This is a genomic window from Bacteroidetes Order II. bacterium, assembly GCA_016788705.1.
GTDB lineage: Bacteria > Bacteroidota > Rhodothermia > Rhodothermales > UBA2364 > UBA2364.
In genome coordinates, this window is the sequence record JAEUSQ010000014.1 from 13460 (window position 1) to 32599 (window position 19140).

The window sequence follows — 19140 nt, forward strand, 5'->3', positions numbered from 1 at the left end:
TATTAAATACACCGCCCCACGAAGGAGGAGAACATGAACCTCCGCACATAAAATCCTTCGACGCAACCTGATTGGTTTAACCCACGAGAGAAGGTAAAGGCCCGCAACAACAACTGTTGACGGGCCTTGTTTTATTGATCGCGTCACAGAACACAGAAGAATGGAAAGGCGTAACCCTAAAATCCAGATAAACCCTAATATTCCTCGCCTATGCGTGTCACCAACCAATCATTCCCGCTCCAAAGCACCTCAACACGGCGGCTTTAGTTCATTAACAGGGGTAACCACTTCTCCGTATCGCCCCGAAAATGATGTATAAAACAGGACTTTCCTCCCATCCATTCGTATTCCCATCTCCATTTAACCATCTTTTATTTGGAACCTTGCGGGTAGCCTCGGAGAAGCCCAAGGTAGGCTCACTTCAGAGCAGCCAGAATTTTCAGTTGACTCTCGGTAACATCACCAAAGAGGGAAATTCCGCTGGCACCGTTCCTTCGCGCATAGCGCACGCCCATTTCGAAGGTGTTGTCATTGGCAAAGGCAGGCAAGTACAGGCCTGCATAAAGAGGCTTTGTATCCCGAAGCCCAAAAACCCCTTGCTCCACTGCTTCGCCAATCCACTGTTCCGGTTCCAAATAAAAACTATGGTACACCATTGGGCAGAAGGCATCCAAGTTCCAACGAGTCCAATCTTGCCGCACAATGCGCTGAGCAATTTCCGGCGTTGGGAAAACCGCAGCCGTAATGGGTTTTTTATGTGCGCTAACTACCTTTGCCAAACGATTTACCAGTTGTGTAACCGCATCGTAGCGAAACTTCCGCCACGAGTACTGGTCGGATGGATAGGCAATGTCCTTGGGGTCTTTGCCATATTGTGCCTTATACTTCGAGCGACACACATCACAATAGCAAAAATCATAATCCGGCAATTCCTCGGTTTGTACCAAGTTATAGGTGGGCCAAAGTTCCACTGGCAAGATCACATCGCAGAAACGCACATAATCCAAATGAATGCCCTGTACGTATGGCTTTTTAAGGTGATCGCGGACAAATTGCTCCAAGTAATCACCCACTTCTTTGCGGCTCGGGCATACCCATCGGTAGTACTCCACGTAGGGCGGCTGATCAAAACAAGACTTTCCGTTACGACTTACCGCATACCATTCCGGATGGTTATCCCGAATCCATTGGTCGCGCCGATTGGTTGTCCACATCCAGAGGTGCGTAGAAAGTCCTGCATTGGCTGCCGCTTGGAAGGTTGCTTCGTGATACCACTCTATAAACACGCCGTAAATCCCATAACGTTTATACATTCGGAACAAGTCACGGCGTTGTGCATCGGTCTGCTTGTCATCTGGACGAATCCAAATCCAGTTCCGAATGGGGCGTTTGGCAACAGCCGCCGCCATGCCCATTTGCGGATCGGCCAAAGCCATCGCACCCATGCCCATTAGTTTCAGCGAATTTCTACGGTCCATATTTTTGGGGGATTAGGTTGAAGGGGAAGAAAATAAGTTATCCAATTCCAGTTATATCTCCAAGACATTTTAAAGACTTGGCAAACAAAAATACCAAATAGTGCGTTTATAAAAAAACATCAGGTTTCCGACTTGTTATTTTTCCAATCAATCGCTATTCGCTATGTACTTTCCTAAGCCGTTTCCCCTAATCGCATTTTTCGCCTTATGCGGTACACTGGTTGTATCTGCTCAAAATACAATGGTTTCATTTAAGCCCGTTACTGCGGACGAGCGAGAGGTGGTACAACAACTAACAGAAGACAATACCGTTTCGCTCTATGTGGATATTTTGGGCCGGAGCCACCTTGAGGCATTTTTGTATGGCGTTTGGGGTTTAGGGCCTGGCCCTTTGCGCTCAGTTTTACTCCGCACCAAAGACGGTGGAAAAACGTGGCGCGAGGTCATGACCCCCGTAGGTTCCAGTCAAGTCTGGGAAATGCACTTCTTGAATGCCAAAACTGGATTTGCGCTTGTGCTGTTTACGATGGAAGGACCAGGTGAAGTACAACTTTTTCGCACCTTAGATGGCGGTGCTACCTGGACTAGGCGTACAGCAATACCCAAATCGGATCACTCCGATGTTCCAGTCCGGATGTACTTCACCTCCGCACAGAAGGGCGAGGTCTATCTGACGTGCAACCCTGGCGCTGATGCAGAACACCTTATGCGCCAAAGCACGACAAATGGGGGGAAGACATGGAAAAAAGGGCCTTGTCGGTTGGCGGATACCTTTACCTTACCGCAGCACCGTCACCAACTACCCAAGGACCTGACGATGTGGGAGCTTGAGCAAGCGGAGCGTAGTCCCCACATAACTATTTTACGGTATCGAGCCACCGAACAACAAAAACCACCTGTTGCCCGCCTCCATCGGATGTGGAAGATCGTCGGCAACCAGCTACACCCCGCAGAATGACCCGTACTTAAACGTCACAAATCCGAATACCTTCTTGTAGGGATGCCATTGGGTTTTTACTTTTGGGGATAAACTCCTGTGCTACATAGCCCTTATACCCGATCTCCAAGAGCGTCTTCATGATGATAGGATAGTAAATTTCCTGCGTCTGATTGATCTCATTTCTGCCCGGATTCCCTCCTGTGTGGAAGTGCGCGAGATGTTTTTGATGTTTCCGGATCGTGCGGATGAGGTCGCCCTCCATGATCTGCATGTGATAAACGTCATAGAGCAGTTTAAAATTGGGATGGTCCTCCAACTGGTTACAAACCCCCACGCCCCATTCGGTGGTATCTGCTTGATACCCTTTGTGATCTATGCGACTATTTAGCATTTCCAGAACCAGCGTAATACCCGCACGTTCAGCCAACGGCAATAAACGTCGGATACCGGAGGCCATATTTTGAATGCCTTCTTCGTCCGAAAGGCTGTTTTGATTTCCGGAGAAACAGATCACTTGTTTATAACCATTTGCAGCCGCTTTCGGGATCAGGTCTTCATATCGTCGTACCAATTCATCATGGAGGGCGGGGTCATTAAAGCCACGGGTAAGGCTAATTTCCGCCCCATTCACCATCGAACATGTTAAACCATGCTTTTTGAGCACGGGCCAGTCGGCCTCCCCTACCAAGTCTATGGCTTCTAAGCCCAAAGCCTTGACTTGACGACAAAACGTATCCAATGGTATTTGCCCATAGCACCATCTGCATACGGAATGTCGGATACGACCTTTCAAGGGACCATTCTCGGCAAATACCCCCAGAGGAGCGGTTGCCAATAAAATAGATTGCTTAAGCGCGGTACGTCTGCTTTGCATGTTCTTTTGGTTTTTACAGGTTTGTTAAAGCAATATAAAAGTATTTGCCCTCAAAAGCATGAATAGACGGATGGAAAATACAGACCAGCACAACCACCAGAACATTCCACCAATCTTTTGCCCCTGCTCCCAGATCAGGTTTTTTATGGGAAAACCCGCTTTTTCCTGTTCTGAGAATACAATTCGCGCATGGTTTTTGTATCTTCCTATGATATAACCCAAAATGTTCTGACATGACCGAGACCGAATTGATTGACCTTGGCAACCGACTCTATCAGCAAGCCATGGTTCGTAGCGAACAGGAAGCCATTACCGATCCAGCAGGATTGCCCATTCGTTGGATGTTGGATACCCGAACCCCGATGTTGGATGCCGTTTTTTTTAATGAGGTCGGGGGCGTTTTGGCAAAACGTTTAGCAAAGAAGGAAGTACATCAGGTGGTTGGCCTGGGGTATGGTTCCTTTCCATTGGTGTGTTCAGTACTGAGTTCGGGACCTGAAATGGGGTTTAAAGGTGGATTTGTACGCGAAACCCGCAAGGCATATGGCCGTCGTCGCTTGGTGGAAGGCCCTATCAACCGGAATGAACCTGTGGTGTTGTTAGACGACGTCCTGAACAGCGGCAAAAATGCACGTCTGGCCATTAAATTACTGCGTGAGGATGGATTTAAAGTTGTGGGTCTTTTTACCCTTTTCTGTTTCACATGGGGTAATGGAAAAGAAACCTTGCAAAACGAAGGGGTTTGGGTGGACTCATTGTTAGACCTGAATCTTCGTAATAAAAATGACGACGAAAAGAGTACCTCGGATAGCAGTCCGGTCTAAGGATGGTAGCGAGAACGACGTACCAGAACTTGCTTATGGAACATTTGCCCTTCACAACGCATAAGGACGTCTCACTTCTTGCATCATTGGCGTAGATCCAGCAGGTGAATATATCACTTGCCTAAGCGCGTGATCCTTTTCGAAACATTCGGATATGTGGGATACCTGCTTCATCAAATAATTTGCCAATCGGCCGAAATCCGAGTGTATTATAAAAGGCTTGTAGGTGCGCTTGCGCATGTATTATCTGTACCGAATATCCCGCTTTTTCGGCCTGGTCTATTGTCCATTCAACTATTTGGCGACCATAGCCTTTGCCCCGAAAGGGGGTTAATAATGCAAATCGCTCTAATTTGGCAAGGCCATCTCCATCCCCACTTTTCACGGTGCGCCATCTTGCACAGGCTGCGGGGACACCATTTACCGTACCCAAAATATGCGTTGCCGTTTCATCAAACAAATCCCATTCTTCTTCCGGTGGACAAGCCTGCTCCAGAATAAATACTTCCGTCCGGATGTGCTTAACGGACTGCCATTCGCTTTCATTGGATACCAGACGTAAGTGGAGAGGAGGCAAAGCTGGCTCCCCCCCTTCAGGGCCATAAAACATCACCCAAGCCGAAAAATCATCTGAAAAGTCCTCGAACCGATGCACCACGCCAGCCGGAACAAACAAAACATCGTTTGGGCCAAATGGATGCTTTTGGTCGCCATTTACAAACCAACCAGTACCACTTGCCACCACATACAATTCGTCGCGGGTATGTGGGGTTTGCAAGTCCTGCTGTTGAGGTGCATAAAGTTCCACCACCAACGTCCCGTGTTCAAACAACTTGACAAAGGGCTGGTGGTGGTGTTCGAGTATCGTTAAACCTTCCGCAAGGCGTAGGTGCATGGCCTCTTACGTTTATCAATGGGTATGTAAAAGTGCGTATATCACGATGTATGCCGCTGCACCCGCAAAATAGCCAATGGCCGCCCAGATCGAAATCTTTTTGACATACCAAATAAAGTCTATTTTTTCCATGCCCATCACCGCTACGCCAGCAGCAGAACCGATGATTAGAATAGAGCCACCTGTTCCGGCTGTATAGGCAATAAACTCCCAGATTTTGGAATCCATCGGATAGGTTGCGAGATCGTACATCCCCATTGTGGCAGCGACCAATGGTACGTTATCCACAATGGCAGAAAGAAGGCCAATCACCACGGCGATCACATCCAAGTTCCCAACCGTATCGTTCAGCCATTGCGCAGTTGCTCCGAGGATACCCGATACCTCCAGTGCCGAAATGGCCAGCAATATCCCTAGGAAGAACAAAATACTGGGCGTATCTACTCGCTTGAGTGCTTCGGATGCGGTATAAGGCTTACGAACTTCTTCGTCTTTGTTTTTATGCAACAACTCGGAGGCAATCCAAATAACAGACAAGGAAAGCAACATCCCCACATAAGGAGGTAAATGCGTAACCGTTTTGAAAATAGGTACAAAAACCAAGCCCCCTACGCCGAGGATGAGCATGAGGGTGCTACCATCCGGAATGTGGTCTTTGGCTGGTTTGGCAGGTGCTTCTACGGTTCCCTTCAGGTGAAACCCAATCCAAATTAGCGGAACCAACAGGCAAATGACGCTTGGAATAAAAAGAGATAAAATGATATTAACCGTTGATATCTGGCCGCCAATCCACAGCATGGTCGTTGTAACATCCCCAATTGGTGAAAAGGCACCGCCTGCATTCGCGGCAATCACCACCATACCCGCAAACATTTTCCGCATTTCGTGGTTTTTAATCAATTTGCGCAGCAAACTAACCATCACGATGGCGGTTGTGAGGTTATCCAAAATAGCAGATAAGAAGAAGGTAACCCATGAAATGAGCCACAGCAGTTTGCGTACATCCTGCGTCCGGATGCGATCTGTAATCATGCGAAACCCTTCGTGCGCATCCACCAATTCCACAATGGTCATCGCACCCAACAAAAAGAACAGAATTTGGGCAATATCCGCGAGATGGTGGCCCAACTCCGTTTCTATATGATGTACCTCTCCCGATGTAAGTACGACAACGGTCCATAGCAGTACGCCCGTTAGCAGCGCCGTAGCAGACTTATTGATTTTGATGGGGTGTTCAAAGGCGATTGCGGCATACCCAATAATAAATATACCTACCAACAAAGATTCCACAATATTTAGGATTTAAACGTAAAGGAAAACATGCCCTTTATGGGCGCGGCAAATAAAGCTGGCCTCCTGGTGATACAATGCCCGATGTATGATGGGCTGTATTTCCGCAAGCACCCAGTAAGGTAGCAAATTCAGAACTGATTTTGAATAGTTCTGAATTGTTAATCATTTGAGAAGGCGCATAAATCGCGGCTGCAACATGACGCGTTTCGGGCAAGGTCTTGGTTTTGAGGCTATCTTTCACTGGATTTACGATCGGAAGCCCAGTCGGGTAGTTCTGAAAACAGGCGCACCCAACAGGAAGGTCTTGCAATCCTATTTCTTGGCTTCCGGAGTTAAAAACATAGGTCTCGCCGGGTTGACCAAGCCGAAATAAAAAATCATCAGTACCTGCCAACTCCAGGTCCCATAATGAGATTGGGAGTAAATATTTAATGCTGATCAGGTTATTGATATCTACTGGTGCATTGATTCTAGGGAACTTTTCTCCCTGTACCGCCCGGATCAAATATTCATTTGCCGGTTTTCCACGACCCGTCGGTTTATAATTCCCATTACGAAGCATATCCCTCGCGGCTTTTCGGATGGACTCATCCTTTTCGCTAAGTGGTTGTTTTCTATATGTAAGCCATTGTGATAGCTCTTCATTGAATGTAGGTGGGTAGGTACGTGCATCAATGCCAAAGGCACACGCAATACCAATGGATATCTTTCCGCCTTCAATTTGATTGATAAAATTCACGTTTTTCGATAAATAATGGTATGGAATTAGATACAACGTCCGACAAAACACCCGTTATGCCGAACCAAGATATGGCTTTCCAACTTCAGCCTGCAACAGACCTTATAACAATTGCCGAAATTGGACCTGCTTTAGACTTTCGTAATGCCTCGGCTTTCAAAGAGGTATGTATGCAGGAAGTAGAAAAAGGAGTCCGTTTTTTTGTATTGGATTTCTCTGATACTGGAATTTTAGACTCTACTGGTTTAGGCACTATTTTTTATTTACATCGTCAGGTAAAACCTACTGGAGGACGAGTGGTTTTTGCGGCCCCCTCGCGCCCTGTTCAGGTTGTTGTCCAACTTACCCGTGCCTTTAAACACTTCCAGCAGTTTGTAACCATCGAAGAAGCGTTGGAACGACTACAAATGCACAGCCGAATGGCCGTCGGCCCCATTCTTACACAATACAAAGCCCAATTAAAAAAAGAAGTTTGAAATGAACTTCACTTGATTCCCCAGATCCTTATTTGTTATCTTGATAGTCTATCAAAAAATGTCCAGTTCGTCTAGCGGTCAGGACTCCGCCCTTTCACGGCGGCAACACGGGTTCGATTCCCGTACTGGATACCCCAACCGGACTTCCTTAAGAGGTCCGGTTTTTTTATGCCTATTTTCAAACAAAAAAGCCCCGACCATTGGGCGGAGCTCTTTCGCAGAGAATTATGGTTAGAACCTACCTATGGCAAACCGCACACGAGATCGGCTCTCGTTGGTTACATTGTCTTGCGCTCGGATATCTATAGTGTAGATTCCTTCTTTTAACCCCTTAATAGAGCCAACAAAAGGCATCTCCTTCCCTCCATTGATGGCATACCAAATAGCCTTCGTACCGGAAATATCATCGGTTGCAGCCAGAAATATTTGCGTGAGTTGCGGATAAACCCCTAATACCTCGCTGCCCTGTCGGATGTCTTCATACTTATTGGCGCTGAGGTGACTAAAGATCTGAGGTGGCCGATCATCTACCACAAAAGCAACCCGCCGATTTTCTTCTCGGTTATTTACTTGGTCAATCGCGTGGAAAATCACTTCATGGAAGCCACGCCCTTGGATGACAAATGGGTTGCTAAATATCTTCTGTGGATCGGTATCTTTTTTATAATTAACCAGTTTTACCGTAGAGTACTTATCCGTAGCGGGGAGTTTCAGATGGGTACGGGTGGTGATGTAGAGGGTGTCTCGCAGCATAAAAGTTGGTCCATCGAATATATAATCTGAAACGGGTTTTTCTAAATCCATATAAACGATCATTCGTTTAGGCTTCGAGGTGTTTTCTACATTATCCGTAGAACGGTAGTCTATGCGATATTCGCCATTTGATTGTGGAATCTTAAAGGGTTGTGTATAACGTAAAAACCCACTCTCATTGATTTGGTATTCAATCCGACTTACGCCAATTTTATTGTCTTGAGCCGCCAATTTCACTTCGGTACGCGGGGAAACATATTGCCGACCATTAATAAAGAATTTATCCCCTTTCACTTCAGAAGAAGACAGAGGGCTTGTAAGGTCAAAATAAAACGAGAAAACCTTATCTGGTTCCCTATTGCCTACGTGGTCTATGGCGTAATAATATAATTTATTGCCCCCTTCTTTAAGGCTCCCCAGTTCAATGCTTTTTCCGTTGTATAATCGGTATTGGGTTTCACCCTCGTATCGGTAGTAAATTTCCCGCACCCCAGAAAGATTATCTCGGGCACTCAGCACAACCGTTGTTTGGGGTGAAATGGTTTCCGAAACATATGGTTTTTGAAGGGTCATTGTAGATTGAGGCGCTGTCAGGTCCACAATAAACAACTCTTCTTTGGGCTTTCCAGCATTTCCTACATTATCCACCCCATAGGTACGAAGGCTATAGGGTTTCTCTTTATCGAAAATTAAAACGGATTGGTTAGAAATAAAGGCGTCACCGTCAATAGAGACAAAACTTTCTTGCAGGCCAGAAATTTTATCCTCGGACTTCACGTCCACTTGCAGGCCCTTGCCAAAATACACGGTGCTGTCTTTGGCATAACGCTGGGCTCCTTTAAACTCTGTCCAGACTTTGGGGGCTGCATCATCCGATGTGAGATTAAAAACATTCAGATCAGCACCGCCACGCTCAGTATGAGAATGACGAAGATGGTGTTCACCAGGCCCGTCTAATTTCATGGGCGCAGCGTTCATCCCCGTCAGACGATAGGACGGCGCATTGGGGTCTTCAGAAACGGCAATTTTGACATAGACAGGCATTTCTTGCTGTACATAGACCTCTCCCTTGGCGCCAATAAACACTTTGTGTGGATGTTGATGCGGTTTGGCCATGTTTGAGCGATCCATGGTTTTCGCCAATAACTTGGAGACCGAAACCTGCGGCTTCTCCGACGGCGTAGCAGGGGCATTGATCCACTTTTGGTACCCCCAAACACCACCTGCAATTAATCCCAGCACCCCACCTGTTATCAGCAACAATGGCCAGAGAGATGGTTTAGGTTTAGGGGGTTCTGGCTCCGGCTCTAAAAAGGGTGGCCCCTGATCAAAAGATTTTAAGGGCACTTCGGGAGGATAGGACGAAGAGTAAGACATAACAAATACGTTAAACGGGTAGTGGGCAATTTGTTTAAAGACATGGTTTTGATGTTGCAAAAAACAAAACGCTTAATCCATTCATGACACAAACCTTTAAATTATAATTACTTGTTTAGACAATTAAAAATTGTTTAGCCAAGCAGTTGGATAATTTGATTGTTTTATATTTTGTGTGCCTCTGAACGGACTACCGGGTACAAAAGAAAGCAAAATGTTGTAACTTCAGACATAGCGGTTAGCCACTGCGTATTTCCCATTGATCATCTTAAATAGCCCATGAAAGCCCTCTTAACCCTCTTCTTGGCCCTCGCCCTTAACACAATGCTCTCTGCTGGAGTACCTGATTCCACCATTACAGCATCGCATTACCGGATATATGGAAAAAATGGTGAAGCCTTGCGCATAGAAGATATTGTACGGCAAATGAGGGCAGCCGATGTGGTTTTTCTGGGAGAAGAACACAACGATCCCGTGGCCCATCACCTCCAATTCGAGTTACTCAAAGCCCTTTTCGAGGCAGAGAAAACACGCCCGATCGTGCTGGCGATGGAGCAATTTGAGCGAGACACCCAAGAAGTACTGGACTTATACCTTTCAGGTACCATCAGGGAGCGAGACTTTAAATTAGATAGTCGCCCATGGACCAATTATGAGACTGATTATAAACCGATGATTGAGTTTGCAAAAACAAACCGTATTCCAGTCATTGCAGGCAATGCGCCCCGACGGCTTGTAAGCCTGACAGGCCGAGAAGGTATTGCCGTACTCAATTCTTTACCTACGATCGCCAAGCAATGGCTTCCACCCTTGCCCTTGCATCCAGCATCTGCCACATATGGCCAGAAGTTTAATGCAGAGATGGAACGGCAAATGGGTGTTGCACACAACAATCCAAAAATGTTAGAGGCCCAAAACCTCCGAGATGCAACCATGGGATGGTCTGTGGCCCAAGCATTCAAAAAACATAAAAAAGCCCTTGTCGTCCATATAAATGGGGTGTTTCATAGCGAAAGCGCCTTGGGTACTCCTGAACAGGTATTGCACTACCACAAAAAAGCCCGAATTTTTACTGTGACCATGCACTCTGGTATGGGTTTTCCCGAATACAAACCGAGTGAACACCAACATTTGGGTGATGTCTTGATCTTGACAGATCCCTCTCTACCCCGTACCGACAAGCGCAATTGATGATGCGTAAAACATTATTTCTCTTGGTATTGGTCGCATGGATGGGTTGCAAACAGACACCCTCTCCTATCCCACTTCCCCCGCCAGGGATGGCTTTTTACGAAAAGCAGTGCGCTTCGTGTCACCAATCGGATGGGGAGGGTGTGTTACGCACCTTTCCTCCACTCAAAAACAATGTAACGGTCGAAGGACCACATGGACGATTGATTCGTTTGGCACTTCATGGCTTGGAAGGCGAATTGGTCTCTGAAAACGAAGTATATCGTGGGGCTTGTCCACCGTGGGGACATCTAAGCGACGAGGATATTGCAGACATTCTTACCTTTATCAGAAGTCGCTGGGGAAACAATGCGCCCCCCGTCCCTGCCGACGACATAAAAATGATTCGGTTATTCTATCGCGACCGCACCACACCTTGGACGCCAGAAGAATTAAAAAAGCCCGAAAACACGTCGGTTCCGGGTGTTGCTGGTTGGTAACTATTCCCAACGAATCGCCTCCACAGGCTCTGTCTGTGCAGCCCGCCATGCTGGATATACGGCGGCCAATGTACATAAGACCAATACCCCAAGGGCAATTACCAACACATCGCCATACTGTACCGCAACGGGATAGGCATCAATAATGAAGGAATCCCCGCCCATCAGTGGGACCCATTTAAAGCGATCTTGTATATAGCAAAGGAGCAAACCAATGGTTGTTCCAACAGCTATGCCTACGCTACCAATCAGCAAGCCTTCTAAGAGGAAAATGTGACGAATGTGAGACCGTGAAACCCCCATCGCCTGAAGAATGCCCAAATCCCGCCGTTTCTCAATCACGACCATGGTGAGCGATCCTACGATATTAAAGGCAGCCACCAGAATAATGAGGCCAAGGATTAAAGAGGCGCCCCACTTTTCGAAGAGCATTGTCTCGTAGAGGGTTTTCTGGATATCAAACCAAGTACTAACGCGAAATTTTTGGGCGTTCAGCTGTGCCAAAAGATGGGCTTTTACTTGCGTAGCAGCGTTCAAGTCGTTTAAACGTAGTTCGACCCCTGTTACCCGACCATTCATTCTGAACAGACGCTGGGCTTCTGGCAAATCAATAAACACATGACTTTCGTCGTAGGTGGGGTCTATTTGGAATAGGCCCCTGACCTGAAATCGTGGGAAGTCTGGAAAACCAAATGTAGCTAAACTACGGGCAAGACCCGCCGCAGACCGAAGTTCCACCCGATTGGGACCATAATCATTATTAAGTGAAAAAATACCAATCCGATTGGCCAATGCCTCGCCCAATATTACACCCGGCTCGCCCTCGCCACGCGCCAATTGCAGGGTACCAGTTGTCATCTTTCCGGAAACGGTATTTTCGCCTGTTCCTAAGTGACCTACAATGCCTCTGACGATCACAACCTTGTTACCGTGTTTCCCCTCGCCCCAGATAAACTGTGCTTTTCCTTCTACATACGGTGCAACCGATTGTACGTGGGGGGTGTTACGAATGGCTTGAATCAGAGAATCCGGATTTAAAAACCCTCTTGAACTGGCCGATTCTATCCGAATGTGGGGATCAAACGAGACCATAAGGTCGCGCACAAGATTAAAGAAACCATTCAATACCGAAAGCACAACAATCAGCACTGCCGTCCCCAATGTAATCCCTGCAATCGATATGCCGGAAATAATAGATACCAGTGAGAATTGTTTTTTGCTCGCAAAATATCGGCGTGCGATTAGTAAGCGATAGTCCATATCTCCAATTTTCGTTACCCCAATATCGCCAAAGGCGGCTTTTGGGGCAGGAACAATTTTTAAAAGTAGGAATCAATTTTCCATCATGGCCGTCTAAAGCCTGTTTTCCAATTGATTTTCACTAAATGACCCCCAATATGAAAACGATCGTATTCGGTGTGCTCTTGTGCTTTGCATCTGTTATGGGTGGGTGGGCACAAAAAGTTCAGACAACCACCAAGCCGTTTGACTTTAACAATAACAAAGGCTTAGCAATTAACCTGCACAACAGTGGTTTCGGCATCAACGGCTTTTGGACCAAGTCCATGTCTAAGGATCTGGCCTTTACCGTTGAAGCCTCTCTTCGTTCCGAGAAAGACGAAAAAGAAGAAAAATATTTTGACTGGTGGGGGAATAGCATTATCCCATATAAGTTAAACTATCTTTTGTTATTACCCGTACAGGCTGGCATTCAAAAGCGGCTTTTCTCGGAGGTCATAGACGACAGTTTTCGCCCCTATGTGCAAGTGACCGCAGGTCCAACGGTGGCGTGGGTTTCGCCATATTTCGACGATCAAAACCAAAATAAACAGTTGGATGACGTGGAACGAATTTATGACTCCATTGCATCTATTCCGCATGGGAAACCAGTTTTGGGTCTGGGAGGTGGATTGGCATTGGGAGCACAGTTTGGAAAGAGTCGCCGTGCGCTACAAGCAGTTCGGATTGGAGTGGATATTCAGCTTTACCCCGCCTCGATACAGTTAATGGAGCCCGCCATACGCGAATCGCAACAAGTTTTCCTCACCCCCAGTTTTGCCATTATCTTCGGGAAGTACCGATAAGTAATTGGAAATTTTGTTTCGAAAGCGACTTCTGATGACTTTGGAGCCGCTTTTTTTATTTCCAAAGGTTCTCGATATATTTATAAGCAGACCCCGTATTGATCAACACCACTTTATCTTTTGATTTCACCCAGCCAGACTCCCGAAGTTTTTTGAGGGCCATCCAAACAGCAGCACCTTCGGGCGCCACAAAGAATCCCTCGCCTGCGGCCAATTCACGAATTCCCGATTCCATTTCCTCGTCCGAAATGGCGATGGCCGTTCCGTTACTTTCATACAGCGCCTCCAGAATCAACCGGTCACCAAACGGAGCTGGTACACGGAGGCCATTAGCAATGGTTTCCGGCGGGTTTTCTACTGGCCGACCATCGGTTTCGTGCGCTTCAAAAGCCGGAACTATTGGATCACATCCTGCCACCTGTACCGCCACCATTCGGGTAGTGATTTCGGAAATCCACCCCAAATCCAACATTTCTTTAAACGCCTTCCAAATTCCGATGAGGCCCGTTCCGCCACCTGTAGGGTACAAAATCACATCGGGGGTTTGCCAATGCAGTTGTTCCGCCAATTCGTAGCCCATGGTTTTTTTGCCTTCTATCCGATACGGTTCTTTTAGGGTAGAAACATCAAACCAATGGCCCGGATTGGTCCGAGCCATCGTCTGGCCAGCATCCCGTATGCTTCCCGGGACGGTGGTTACACGCGCACCAAACCACATACAATCTGTTTGAAAAACTTTTGGCGTAGCTTCCGGCATAAAAACATGGGTTTTAATACCAGCTCGTGCGCCATACGCCGCCAATGCACTTCCGGCATTCCCAGCAGTAGGGATGGCCATTTCCTGAATACCGTACTCATGCGCCTTAGAGACTGCCATTGCCAGTCCCCGTGCTTTGAACGATCCAGTAGGATTTACCGACTCATCCTTAAACCATATGTCGGAAAGTCCTAATTTTTCGCCAATCCGCTTTAAGGGTAGCAACGGGGTAAAACCCTCGCCCAGTGTTACAATGAGCCGTTCGTCTTCTATTGGCAACAGTTCACGATACCGCCACATATTACTATTTCGGCCAGCGAGAATATTTTTGTCTAAAGGTGTGAGGTCATATACCGCCAAAAGAGGTTTTTTACATGCTGGGCAAAAAGTTTGGGGTTCATTTTTAGGAAATATGCGGTCGCAGACCGAACAAACAAGATGGGTAAAACGTGTCATAGGTCATTGTCTCAGATTGTTTTACATAAGATACGCGAAAATGACCACGGAGAAGGGTATCGAAAAAATAAAAGACGTTACCAAGAAGCCCGAGGAGAGGAGTGATTTTAGTCGTTTAAGGCTTTAGAACCAAATGATTGATAGACCAGAAAATTAAAGCGGGCATCCAATTGCTTCTCCACGATTTCATGAAAAGCCTTGCTTTGCCGTCTGGGCACAACCAACTCGCAACGCATCCGCTGCTGAAGCTCGTTACGACAGAAGAAAACATACACCTCGGCATCGGCTCGTTCATGTATCACATAATCTTCCACCTGCCCCCAAGCAAGCCACATTTTTTGGTTGCCTAATCTTTGAACAATGCCTTTTTCTGTAATGAGTGTACGGCTTACAGCAAGCCCGGTCAGCAATATAGCAAGCGTAACGAAACCATAGACCCATAATGCCCCCAGAACGGGCTTTCCTGTTCCCAAAGCCGCACAAATCCAAAGCATTAAATTACTAATCACACCAAGCAAAATCCACCGTGGCAAATAAAAACGATGAGGGGTGTACCAAGAGAGAAGAACATTTTTTAGCGTGAAGCGGGTTCGGAGAATGGCACTTACGTACAGAACTCCAAAGATGGTAAGCACCATCAGGAAGGAATCGTGTAGATACGTAAGAATAGCCCAGAACATGGCTTAAGTTTTTTGTGAGGAAGATTTTTTGCGGAGTGCCACAAACATTTCGGCAAGCAGGCATAACAACGCTAAAAACAAAAAGACGTTCCACAGATTTTGGCCAAATCGTGCCGTTCCAATGGCTTCTTTTATCTGACGGTCCGTTCCTGCTCCTACATCCACCATCCGAACCGAGGTTCCAGTCATTTGCTCTATTTGTTGTTTCCCTTCTTCGGGTGGCATTCGTACCAGATCAGACTCACGGCTGTCTGCATTAACAGCTACTTTCCGTAAAACTCGGTCCCCTTGCATTACATCGTAGAGGCCGGATTGCTGAATCGCTTCATCCACCGAAATCACCATCCCGTTATATACTAGGTTTTGCTGCGGTGTATATTCATCCCCCTTTACCCCTACCAATTTGACTGGCTCCGATCCTTGTAAACCGGATACAAAGACCTCTCCATCATCCGAGGTTCCCAAACTCCCCTCGCTCTGTGCCCGACTGGCCGAGAGGTAATACACTGCACGGTAGAGCAATGGAATAAACAAGCCGCGTGACGGTAAATCACTCCACAATGGATCGGGCGCAACCGTCACCAGCAGGGCTGATCCTTTGCCATTTCGGATTTCATGTAGAAAGGGCTGATTATTCGTGAGGCGGATCAGGGTCTGTTCGTCGCCCGTTCCCGGCTGATATAACATAATATAGCGGGCATCCACCGTCTCGACTTGCTTTCCGACAGACAGATCGCCGTTGGCAAACATCCCCTCAAAGAGGGGGTGCTCGGTTTCCACTCGGTCAAATTTCCCAATGGCAGGGCCTCCTGCCTGGCCAGAGAATCCACTAGCCTTCCCGCCGCCAAGAGCCGAAAAGAGTGCTGTGTACTCCCCAGCAACCATCCCCCCACTGGGGAACATTAAGAGACCGCCGCCGGAAGCAATGTAGCGTTTTAGATTTGTGATCTCGCCGGAAGAGAACCGCTTTTTTCCAATGATTAATACGCAATTATAAGACTCCAATGCCGTTCCACCCAACATGCCCTCTGTGATGGTTTGGGTTTGGAAAACCACCCTACCACCAGTAACCTGTGGCGAAAGGGCCAACTCTACAAAATTAGTCCGTTCCCCATCGCCTCGTACCAATAATACCGTCCGTTTTTCCGGAACAAGGAGCGAGAAATACCGACGATTGTCGTCTTCGAAAGTATCTCCTTCAATCCGCACTTCGCCTCCCAACCAACCACGTTTTTGCGGAGTTAGGGTAAATTGTACGGTTGCCTGATCTTTCGGACCTATGTTTGCAAGGGCTTGCGCAACAGGTTGGCCTTCCAAATATACACTTGCCTGAAAATTACTTAGTGCCTTGTCGCTATAGTTGGTGAGTGTGGCGGTCACCCCAACTGGCTGGCCTTGTTCTATGATACGACTATCTATCTCGACATCGGTAATCGCCACATTTGCCGGAGCGTCACTCCCTATCGGAACCAGTGCGATGGATACATTTTGCGGCTTTTCGGTTTCTAAAGAGTCTAAAAACGTAGCACGCTGTAAGTCTGAAATGAGATAGACCTCTTTGTTCCTGTCGGATATTTCTGCCAATCGTCTAAAAGACTGACGTGCGGTACGCATCAAAGACCGTGCGCCTGGTTCTGGCTGAATTTTCCGGATTTCCTCTAAGAGCGGTCCGGTATTCCGGTAGAGGTTGCGGGCTGTCAAACCATTGTTTGCCGTTGTAAGCAATAAAAACTCATCTCCTTTTTGCGCTTGTTTCACCAATTGAGCCGCAACGGTACGCGCCTGCTGAAGGTACTCGCCACGTACATTCCGCAATTTCATGGATAATGAATTATCTATTACAATGGCATATACGGTTTTGGCATGCTTTGCATCACTGGCTGAGCCTTTTAACATAGGCTGTGCAAATCCCAAAACCAAAAACAAAATGGCCAATACGCGTAGTGCCAGCAATAACCATTGTTCTATTTTCACCCGCTGCATGGCCGTTTTTTCCAGCTCTCGCAAAAAAGCAAGCGTGGAGAAATCCACTTTTTTGGGCTTTCTAAAATTAAACAAATGAATGAGAATGGGAATGGCAGCAGCCAATAACCCCAATAATATCAGTGGATTGAGAAAAGTCATATTAGCACTAAAATATTCATTAACGGTGGCGCACGTAGGCTTAACCGAAAGGCTTGCTATATGAACGACCAACCAGACTTCAGACTGGTACATCGCCCACAGAAAAAACAAAGGAGGATCATCAGTATCCTCCTTAACAACGATGCAAATGACGTTCCGGTTTCTCTTATTGGGCTTCGCTTAAAAAAACTTGCACCCTCCCAATTTTTTGTGTGCCCAAATATTCTCTGTGAGCGCATAAATTGACGCTGTTTAGGGATGCGGAACGCATACGCCCTCAAACCAATTCCAAGGAGAACCCAAAACCGTTCTACAAAATATTTTTACCGCACCCAAACCGTCTTTGCGTTCACAAACTCGTGAATCCCCATTTCCGATAGTTCTCGGCCATAACCGCTGTGTTTAATGCCCCCAAAGGGTAAACGGGGGTCACTTTTCACCATGCCATTGATGAAGACACAGCCCGCATTGATTTTGGCTCCCAGAGACTCGGCACGTGGCAGATCATTTGTGAAAATGGTGGAACCCAAGCCATATTCACTCCGGTTGGCCAAATAGAGGGCCTCTGCTTCGTCTTCTGCAACCACGAGAGCTGCTACTGGTCCAAACAATTCTTCGTCAAAAGCCGCCATACCTGGTTGAACATTGCCCAATACGGTTGGTTCATAGAAAAATCCTGTCCCTGTTGGCATGTGGCCACCACACAAAATTTTTGCCCCTGCCGCCACCGACCTTACCACTTGATCGTGAAGTTGCTGACGAAGATCGGCACGCGCCATTGGCCCAATGGCAACATCGGGCTGCACCGGATCCCCCACCTTAAGTGCTTTAACGCACTTTACAAATTTTTCCGTAAAAGCTTCGGCCACCGATTTTACCATGATAAATCTTTTGGCCGCAATGCACGTCTGTCCGTTGTTAAGGTATCGGCTAGAAACCGCAACCTCTGCCGCCAACGCCAAATCGGCATCTTCTAAGACGATAAACGGATCGCTTCCGCCCAGCTCCAGTACCGTCTTTTTGAGTGCTTCTCCGGCCAACCGTGCAACAGATCTGCCTGCCCCCACACTTCCGGTGAGAGTGACCGCTGCAACCCTCGGATCCTGAATGATACCAGCTACGGCCTCCACTTCCACAAACAGATTTTGGAAACTGCCTTCTGGAAAACCTGCATCAATCATCAACTTTTCCATCTCGTATGCCGATTCAGGCGTATTCGGAGCATGTTTTAAGAGAAACACATTTCCTGCCATCATGGTTGGCACACACGCACGAAACGCTTGCCAAAGTGGAAAATTCCAAGGCATAATGCCTAAGATGGCCCCCAATGGGCTATATGCCACATAAGAGTGGCTGGCATCACTGGCAATGGTGACTGGTTTCAGGAAACGGGTCCCATTTTCGGCATAATACCGACACACCGAGGCACATTTTTTGACTTCGGCAATGGCAGCCACAAGTGGTTTTCCCATTTCCTCCGTCATTATCTGTCCGAGATATTCAGCCCGCTCTTCCAAAAGTGCTGCCGCCCGAACCAGCCAGCCAGCACGTTCTGCCAAGGTGGTCTGGGCAAATGACGAAAAGGCATGATCGGCACGTTGCAACTTTTGTTCAAGTTCAGACGAAGTGAGGGTCGGATACGATTTTCGAACGACTTCGGTAGCAGGATTAACAGAAATAAAAGGCATTTTTCGCTTTGGTTAAAGGGAGCTTGATACAC

The 19140-nt window shown here is 47.2% G+C and carries 17 protein-coding genes and 1 tRNA gene; 7 read left to right on the forward strand and 11 right to left on the reverse strand.

Annotation, left to right across the window (positions count from 1 at the left end; translation table 11 throughout):
- Window positions 1–416: 416 nt before the first annotated feature.
- A complete protein-coding gene (locus JNN12_02340) occupies window positions 417–1478 on the reverse strand; it encodes a hypothetical protein (GenBank protein ID MBL7977152.1) in 1062 nt (353 codons plus the stop codon).
- 241 nt (window positions 1479–1719) lie between these two features.
- Here JNN12_02340 and JNN12_02345 point away from each other — a divergent pair, with 241 nt between their 5' ends.
- The gene (locus JNN12_02345) at window positions 1720–2436 is read left to right on the forward strand and encodes a hypothetical protein (protein ID MBL7977153.1); all 717 of its coding nucleotides are present in this window, start codon (window positions 1720–1722) and stop codon (window positions 2434–2436) included.
- Window positions 2437–2443: 7 nt separating this feature from the next.
- Here the strand turns inward: JNN12_02345 and JNN12_02350 are convergent, their stop codons facing one another.
- Window positions 2444–3292 carry a TIM barrel protein gene (locus JNN12_02350; GenBank protein MBL7977154.1) on the reverse strand — a complete coding sequence of 283 codons (849 nt, stop codon included), beginning with the start codon at window positions 3290–3292 and terminating at the stop codon, window positions 2444–2446.
- Window positions 3293–3525: 233 nt separating this feature from the next.
- Here JNN12_02350 and JNN12_02355 point away from each other — a divergent pair, with 233 nt between their 5' ends.
- Window positions 3526–4116 carry an orotate phosphoribosyltransferase gene (locus JNN12_02355; protein MBL7977155.1) on the forward strand — a complete coding sequence of 197 codons (591 nt, stop codon included), beginning with the start codon at window positions 3526–3528 and terminating at the stop codon, window positions 4114–4116.
- Window positions 4117–4237: 121 nt separating this feature from the next.
- Here JNN12_02355 and JNN12_02360 read toward each other — a convergent pair whose 3' ends face one another.
- Genes JNN12_02360 through JNN12_02370 form a run of 3 tightly spaced genes read right to left on the reverse strand, consistent with a single transcriptional unit; the run spans window position 4238 to window position 7043 of the window.
- Window positions 4238–5011: a GNAT family N-acetyltransferase gene (locus JNN12_02360; protein ID MBL7977156.1), complete on the reverse strand. Its 774-nt coding sequence runs from the start codon at window positions 5009–5011 to the stop codon at window positions 4238–4240.
- Window positions 5012–5026: 15 nt separating this feature from the next.
- Entirely contained in the window at window positions 5027–6301 is a 1275-nt protein-coding gene (nhaD, locus tag JNN12_02365; protein MBL7977157.1) for a sodium:proton antiporter NhaD, read from the reverse strand.
- A 37-nt stretch (window positions 6302–6338) separates the two neighbouring features.
- The gene (locus tag JNN12_02370; GenBank protein ID MBL7977158.1) at window positions 6339–7043 is read right to left on the reverse strand and encodes a hypothetical protein; all 705 of its coding nucleotides are present in this window, start codon (window positions 7041–7043) and stop codon (window positions 6339–6341) included.
- 56 nt (window positions 7044–7099) lie between these two features.
- Between JNN12_02370 and JNN12_02375 the strand changes: the two genes are divergently transcribed.
- Window positions 7100–7519, forward strand: a complete 420-nt coding sequence (locus JNN12_02375; protein ID MBL7977159.1) for an STAS domain-containing protein — start codon at window positions 7100–7102, stop codon at window positions 7517–7519.
- 60 nt (window positions 7520–7579) lie between these two features.
- Window positions 7580–7651: transfer RNA gene (locus JNN12_02380), tRNA-Glu, on the forward strand.
- Window positions 7652–7750: 99 nt separating this feature from the next.
- On the opposite strand, the gene JNN12_02385 is transcribed toward JNN12_02380, so the two are convergent.
- Complete coding sequence (locus JNN12_02385) at window positions 7751–9649, reverse strand: hypothetical protein (GenBank protein MBL7977160.1); 1899 nt, start codon at window positions 9647–9649, stop codon at window positions 7751–7753.
- A 279-nt stretch (window positions 9650–9928) separates the two neighbouring features.
- Between JNN12_02385 and JNN12_02390 the strand changes: the two genes are divergently transcribed.
- A complete protein-coding gene (locus tag JNN12_02390) occupies window positions 9929–10840 on the forward strand; it encodes a ChaN family lipoprotein (GenBank protein ID MBL7977161.1) in 912 nt (303 codons plus the stop codon).
- Window positions 10840–11319 carry a cytochrome c gene (locus JNN12_02395; protein MBL7977162.1) on the forward strand — a complete coding sequence of 160 codons (480 nt, stop codon included), beginning with the start codon at window positions 10840–10842 and terminating at the stop codon, window positions 11317–11319. The genes JNN12_02390 and JNN12_02395 overlap by 1 nt, the downstream gene beginning before the upstream one ends.
- Here the strand turns inward: JNN12_02395 and JNN12_02400 are convergent, their stop codons facing one another.
- Window positions 11320–12579, reverse strand: a complete 1260-nt coding sequence (locus JNN12_02400) for an ABC transporter permease (protein MBL7977163.1) — start codon at window positions 12577–12579, stop codon at window positions 11320–11322.
- A 137-nt stretch (window positions 12580–12716) separates the two neighbouring features.
- Between JNN12_02400 and JNN12_02405 the strand changes: the two genes are divergently transcribed.
- Window positions 12717–13403, forward strand: a complete 687-nt coding sequence (locus JNN12_02405; protein ID MBL7977164.1) for a hypothetical protein — start codon at window positions 12717–12719, stop codon at window positions 13401–13403.
- Window positions 13404–13458: 55 nt separating this feature from the next.
- On the opposite strand, the gene JNN12_02410 is transcribed toward JNN12_02405, so the two are convergent.
- The 4 genes from JNN12_02410 to JNN12_02425 all read right to left on the reverse strand — a co-directional run bounded on the left by JNN12_02410 (window position 13459) and on the right by JNN12_02425 (window position 19108).
- The gene (locus JNN12_02410; GenBank protein MBL7977165.1) at window positions 13459–14616 is read right to left on the reverse strand and encodes a threonine synthase; all 1158 of its coding nucleotides are present in this window, start codon (window positions 14614–14616) and stop codon (window positions 13459–13461) included.
- Window positions 14617–14723: 107 nt separating this feature from the next.
- Window positions 14724–15296, reverse strand: a complete 573-nt coding sequence (locus tag JNN12_02415) for a hypothetical protein (GenBank protein ID MBL7977166.1) — start codon at window positions 15294–15296, stop codon at window positions 14724–14726.
- Between the two features lie 3 nt (window positions 15297–15299).
- Window positions 15300–17513 carry a BatA domain-containing protein gene (locus JNN12_02420; protein MBL7977167.1) on the reverse strand — a complete coding sequence of 738 codons (2214 nt, stop codon included), beginning with the start codon at window positions 17511–17513 and terminating at the stop codon, window positions 15300–15302.
- Window positions 17514–17743: 230 nt separating this feature from the next.
- On the reverse strand, window positions 17744–19108 hold the full coding sequence (locus tag JNN12_02425; GenBank protein MBL7977168.1) for an NAD-dependent succinate-semialdehyde dehydrogenase: 1365 nt from the start codon (window positions 19106–19108) through the stop codon (window positions 17744–17746).
- Window positions 19109–19140 lie beyond the last annotated feature (32 nt).

What these genes read in the sequence shown, in the direction of transcription:
- JNN12_02355 (MBL7977155.1), top strand. Translation starts at nt 3,526, where the DNA reads ATGACCGAGACCGAATTGATTGACCTTGGCAACCGACTCTATCAGCAA.
- JNN12_02350 (MBL7977154.1), bottom strand. Translation starts at nt 3,292, where the DNA reads ATGCAAAGCAGACGTACCGCGCTTAAGCAATCTATTTTATTGGCAACC.
- JNN12_02390 (MBL7977161.1), top strand. Translation starts at nt 9,929, where the DNA reads ATGAAAGCCCTCTTAACCCTCTTCTTGGCCCTCGCCCTTAACACAATG.
- JNN12_02345 (MBL7977153.1), top strand. Translation starts at nt 1,720, where the DNA reads ATGGTTTCATTTAAGCCCGTTACTGCGGACGAGCGAGAGGTGGTACAA.
- JNN12_02400 (MBL7977163.1), bottom strand. Translation starts at nt 12,579, where the DNA reads ATGGACTATCGCTTACTAATCGCACGCCGATATTTTGCGAGCAAAAAA.
- JNN12_02420 (MBL7977167.1), bottom strand. Translation starts at nt 17,513, where the DNA reads ATGTACCAGTCTGAAGTCTGGTTGGTCGTTCATATAGCAAGCCTTTCG.
- JNN12_02340 (MBL7977152.1), bottom strand. Translation starts at nt 1,478, where the DNA reads ATGGACCGTAGAAATTCGCTGAAACTAATGGGCATGGGTGCGATGGCT.
- JNN12_02385 (MBL7977160.1), bottom strand. Translation starts at nt 9,649, where the DNA reads ATGTCTTACTCTTCGTCCTATCCTCCCGAAGTGCCCTTAAAATCTTTT.
- JNN12_02425 (MBL7977168.1), bottom strand. Translation starts at nt 19,108, where the DNA reads ATGCCTTTTATTTCTGTTAATCCTGCTACCGAAGTCGTTCGAAAATCG.
- JNN12_02395 (MBL7977162.1), top strand. Translation starts at nt 10,840, where the DNA reads ATGATGCGTAAAACATTATTTCTCTTGGTATTGGTCGCATGGATGGGT.
- JNN12_02415 (MBL7977166.1), bottom strand. Translation starts at nt 15,296, where the DNA reads ATGTTCTGGGCTATTCTTACGTATCTACACGATTCCTTCCTGATGGTG.
- JNN12_02410 (MBL7977165.1), bottom strand. Translation starts at nt 14,616, where the DNA reads ATGACACGTTTTACCCATCTTGTTTGTTCGGTCTGCGACCGCATATTT.
- JNN12_02375 (MBL7977159.1), top strand. Translation starts at nt 7,100, where the DNA reads ATGCCGAACCAAGATATGGCTTTCCAACTTCAGCCTGCAACAGACCTT.
- JNN12_02360 (MBL7977156.1), bottom strand. Translation starts at nt 5,011, where the DNA reads ATGCACCTACGCCTTGCGGAAGGTTTAACGATACTCGAACACCACCAC.
- JNN12_02405 (MBL7977164.1), top strand. Translation starts at nt 12,717, where the DNA reads ATGAAAACGATCGTATTCGGTGTGCTCTTGTGCTTTGCATCTGTTATG.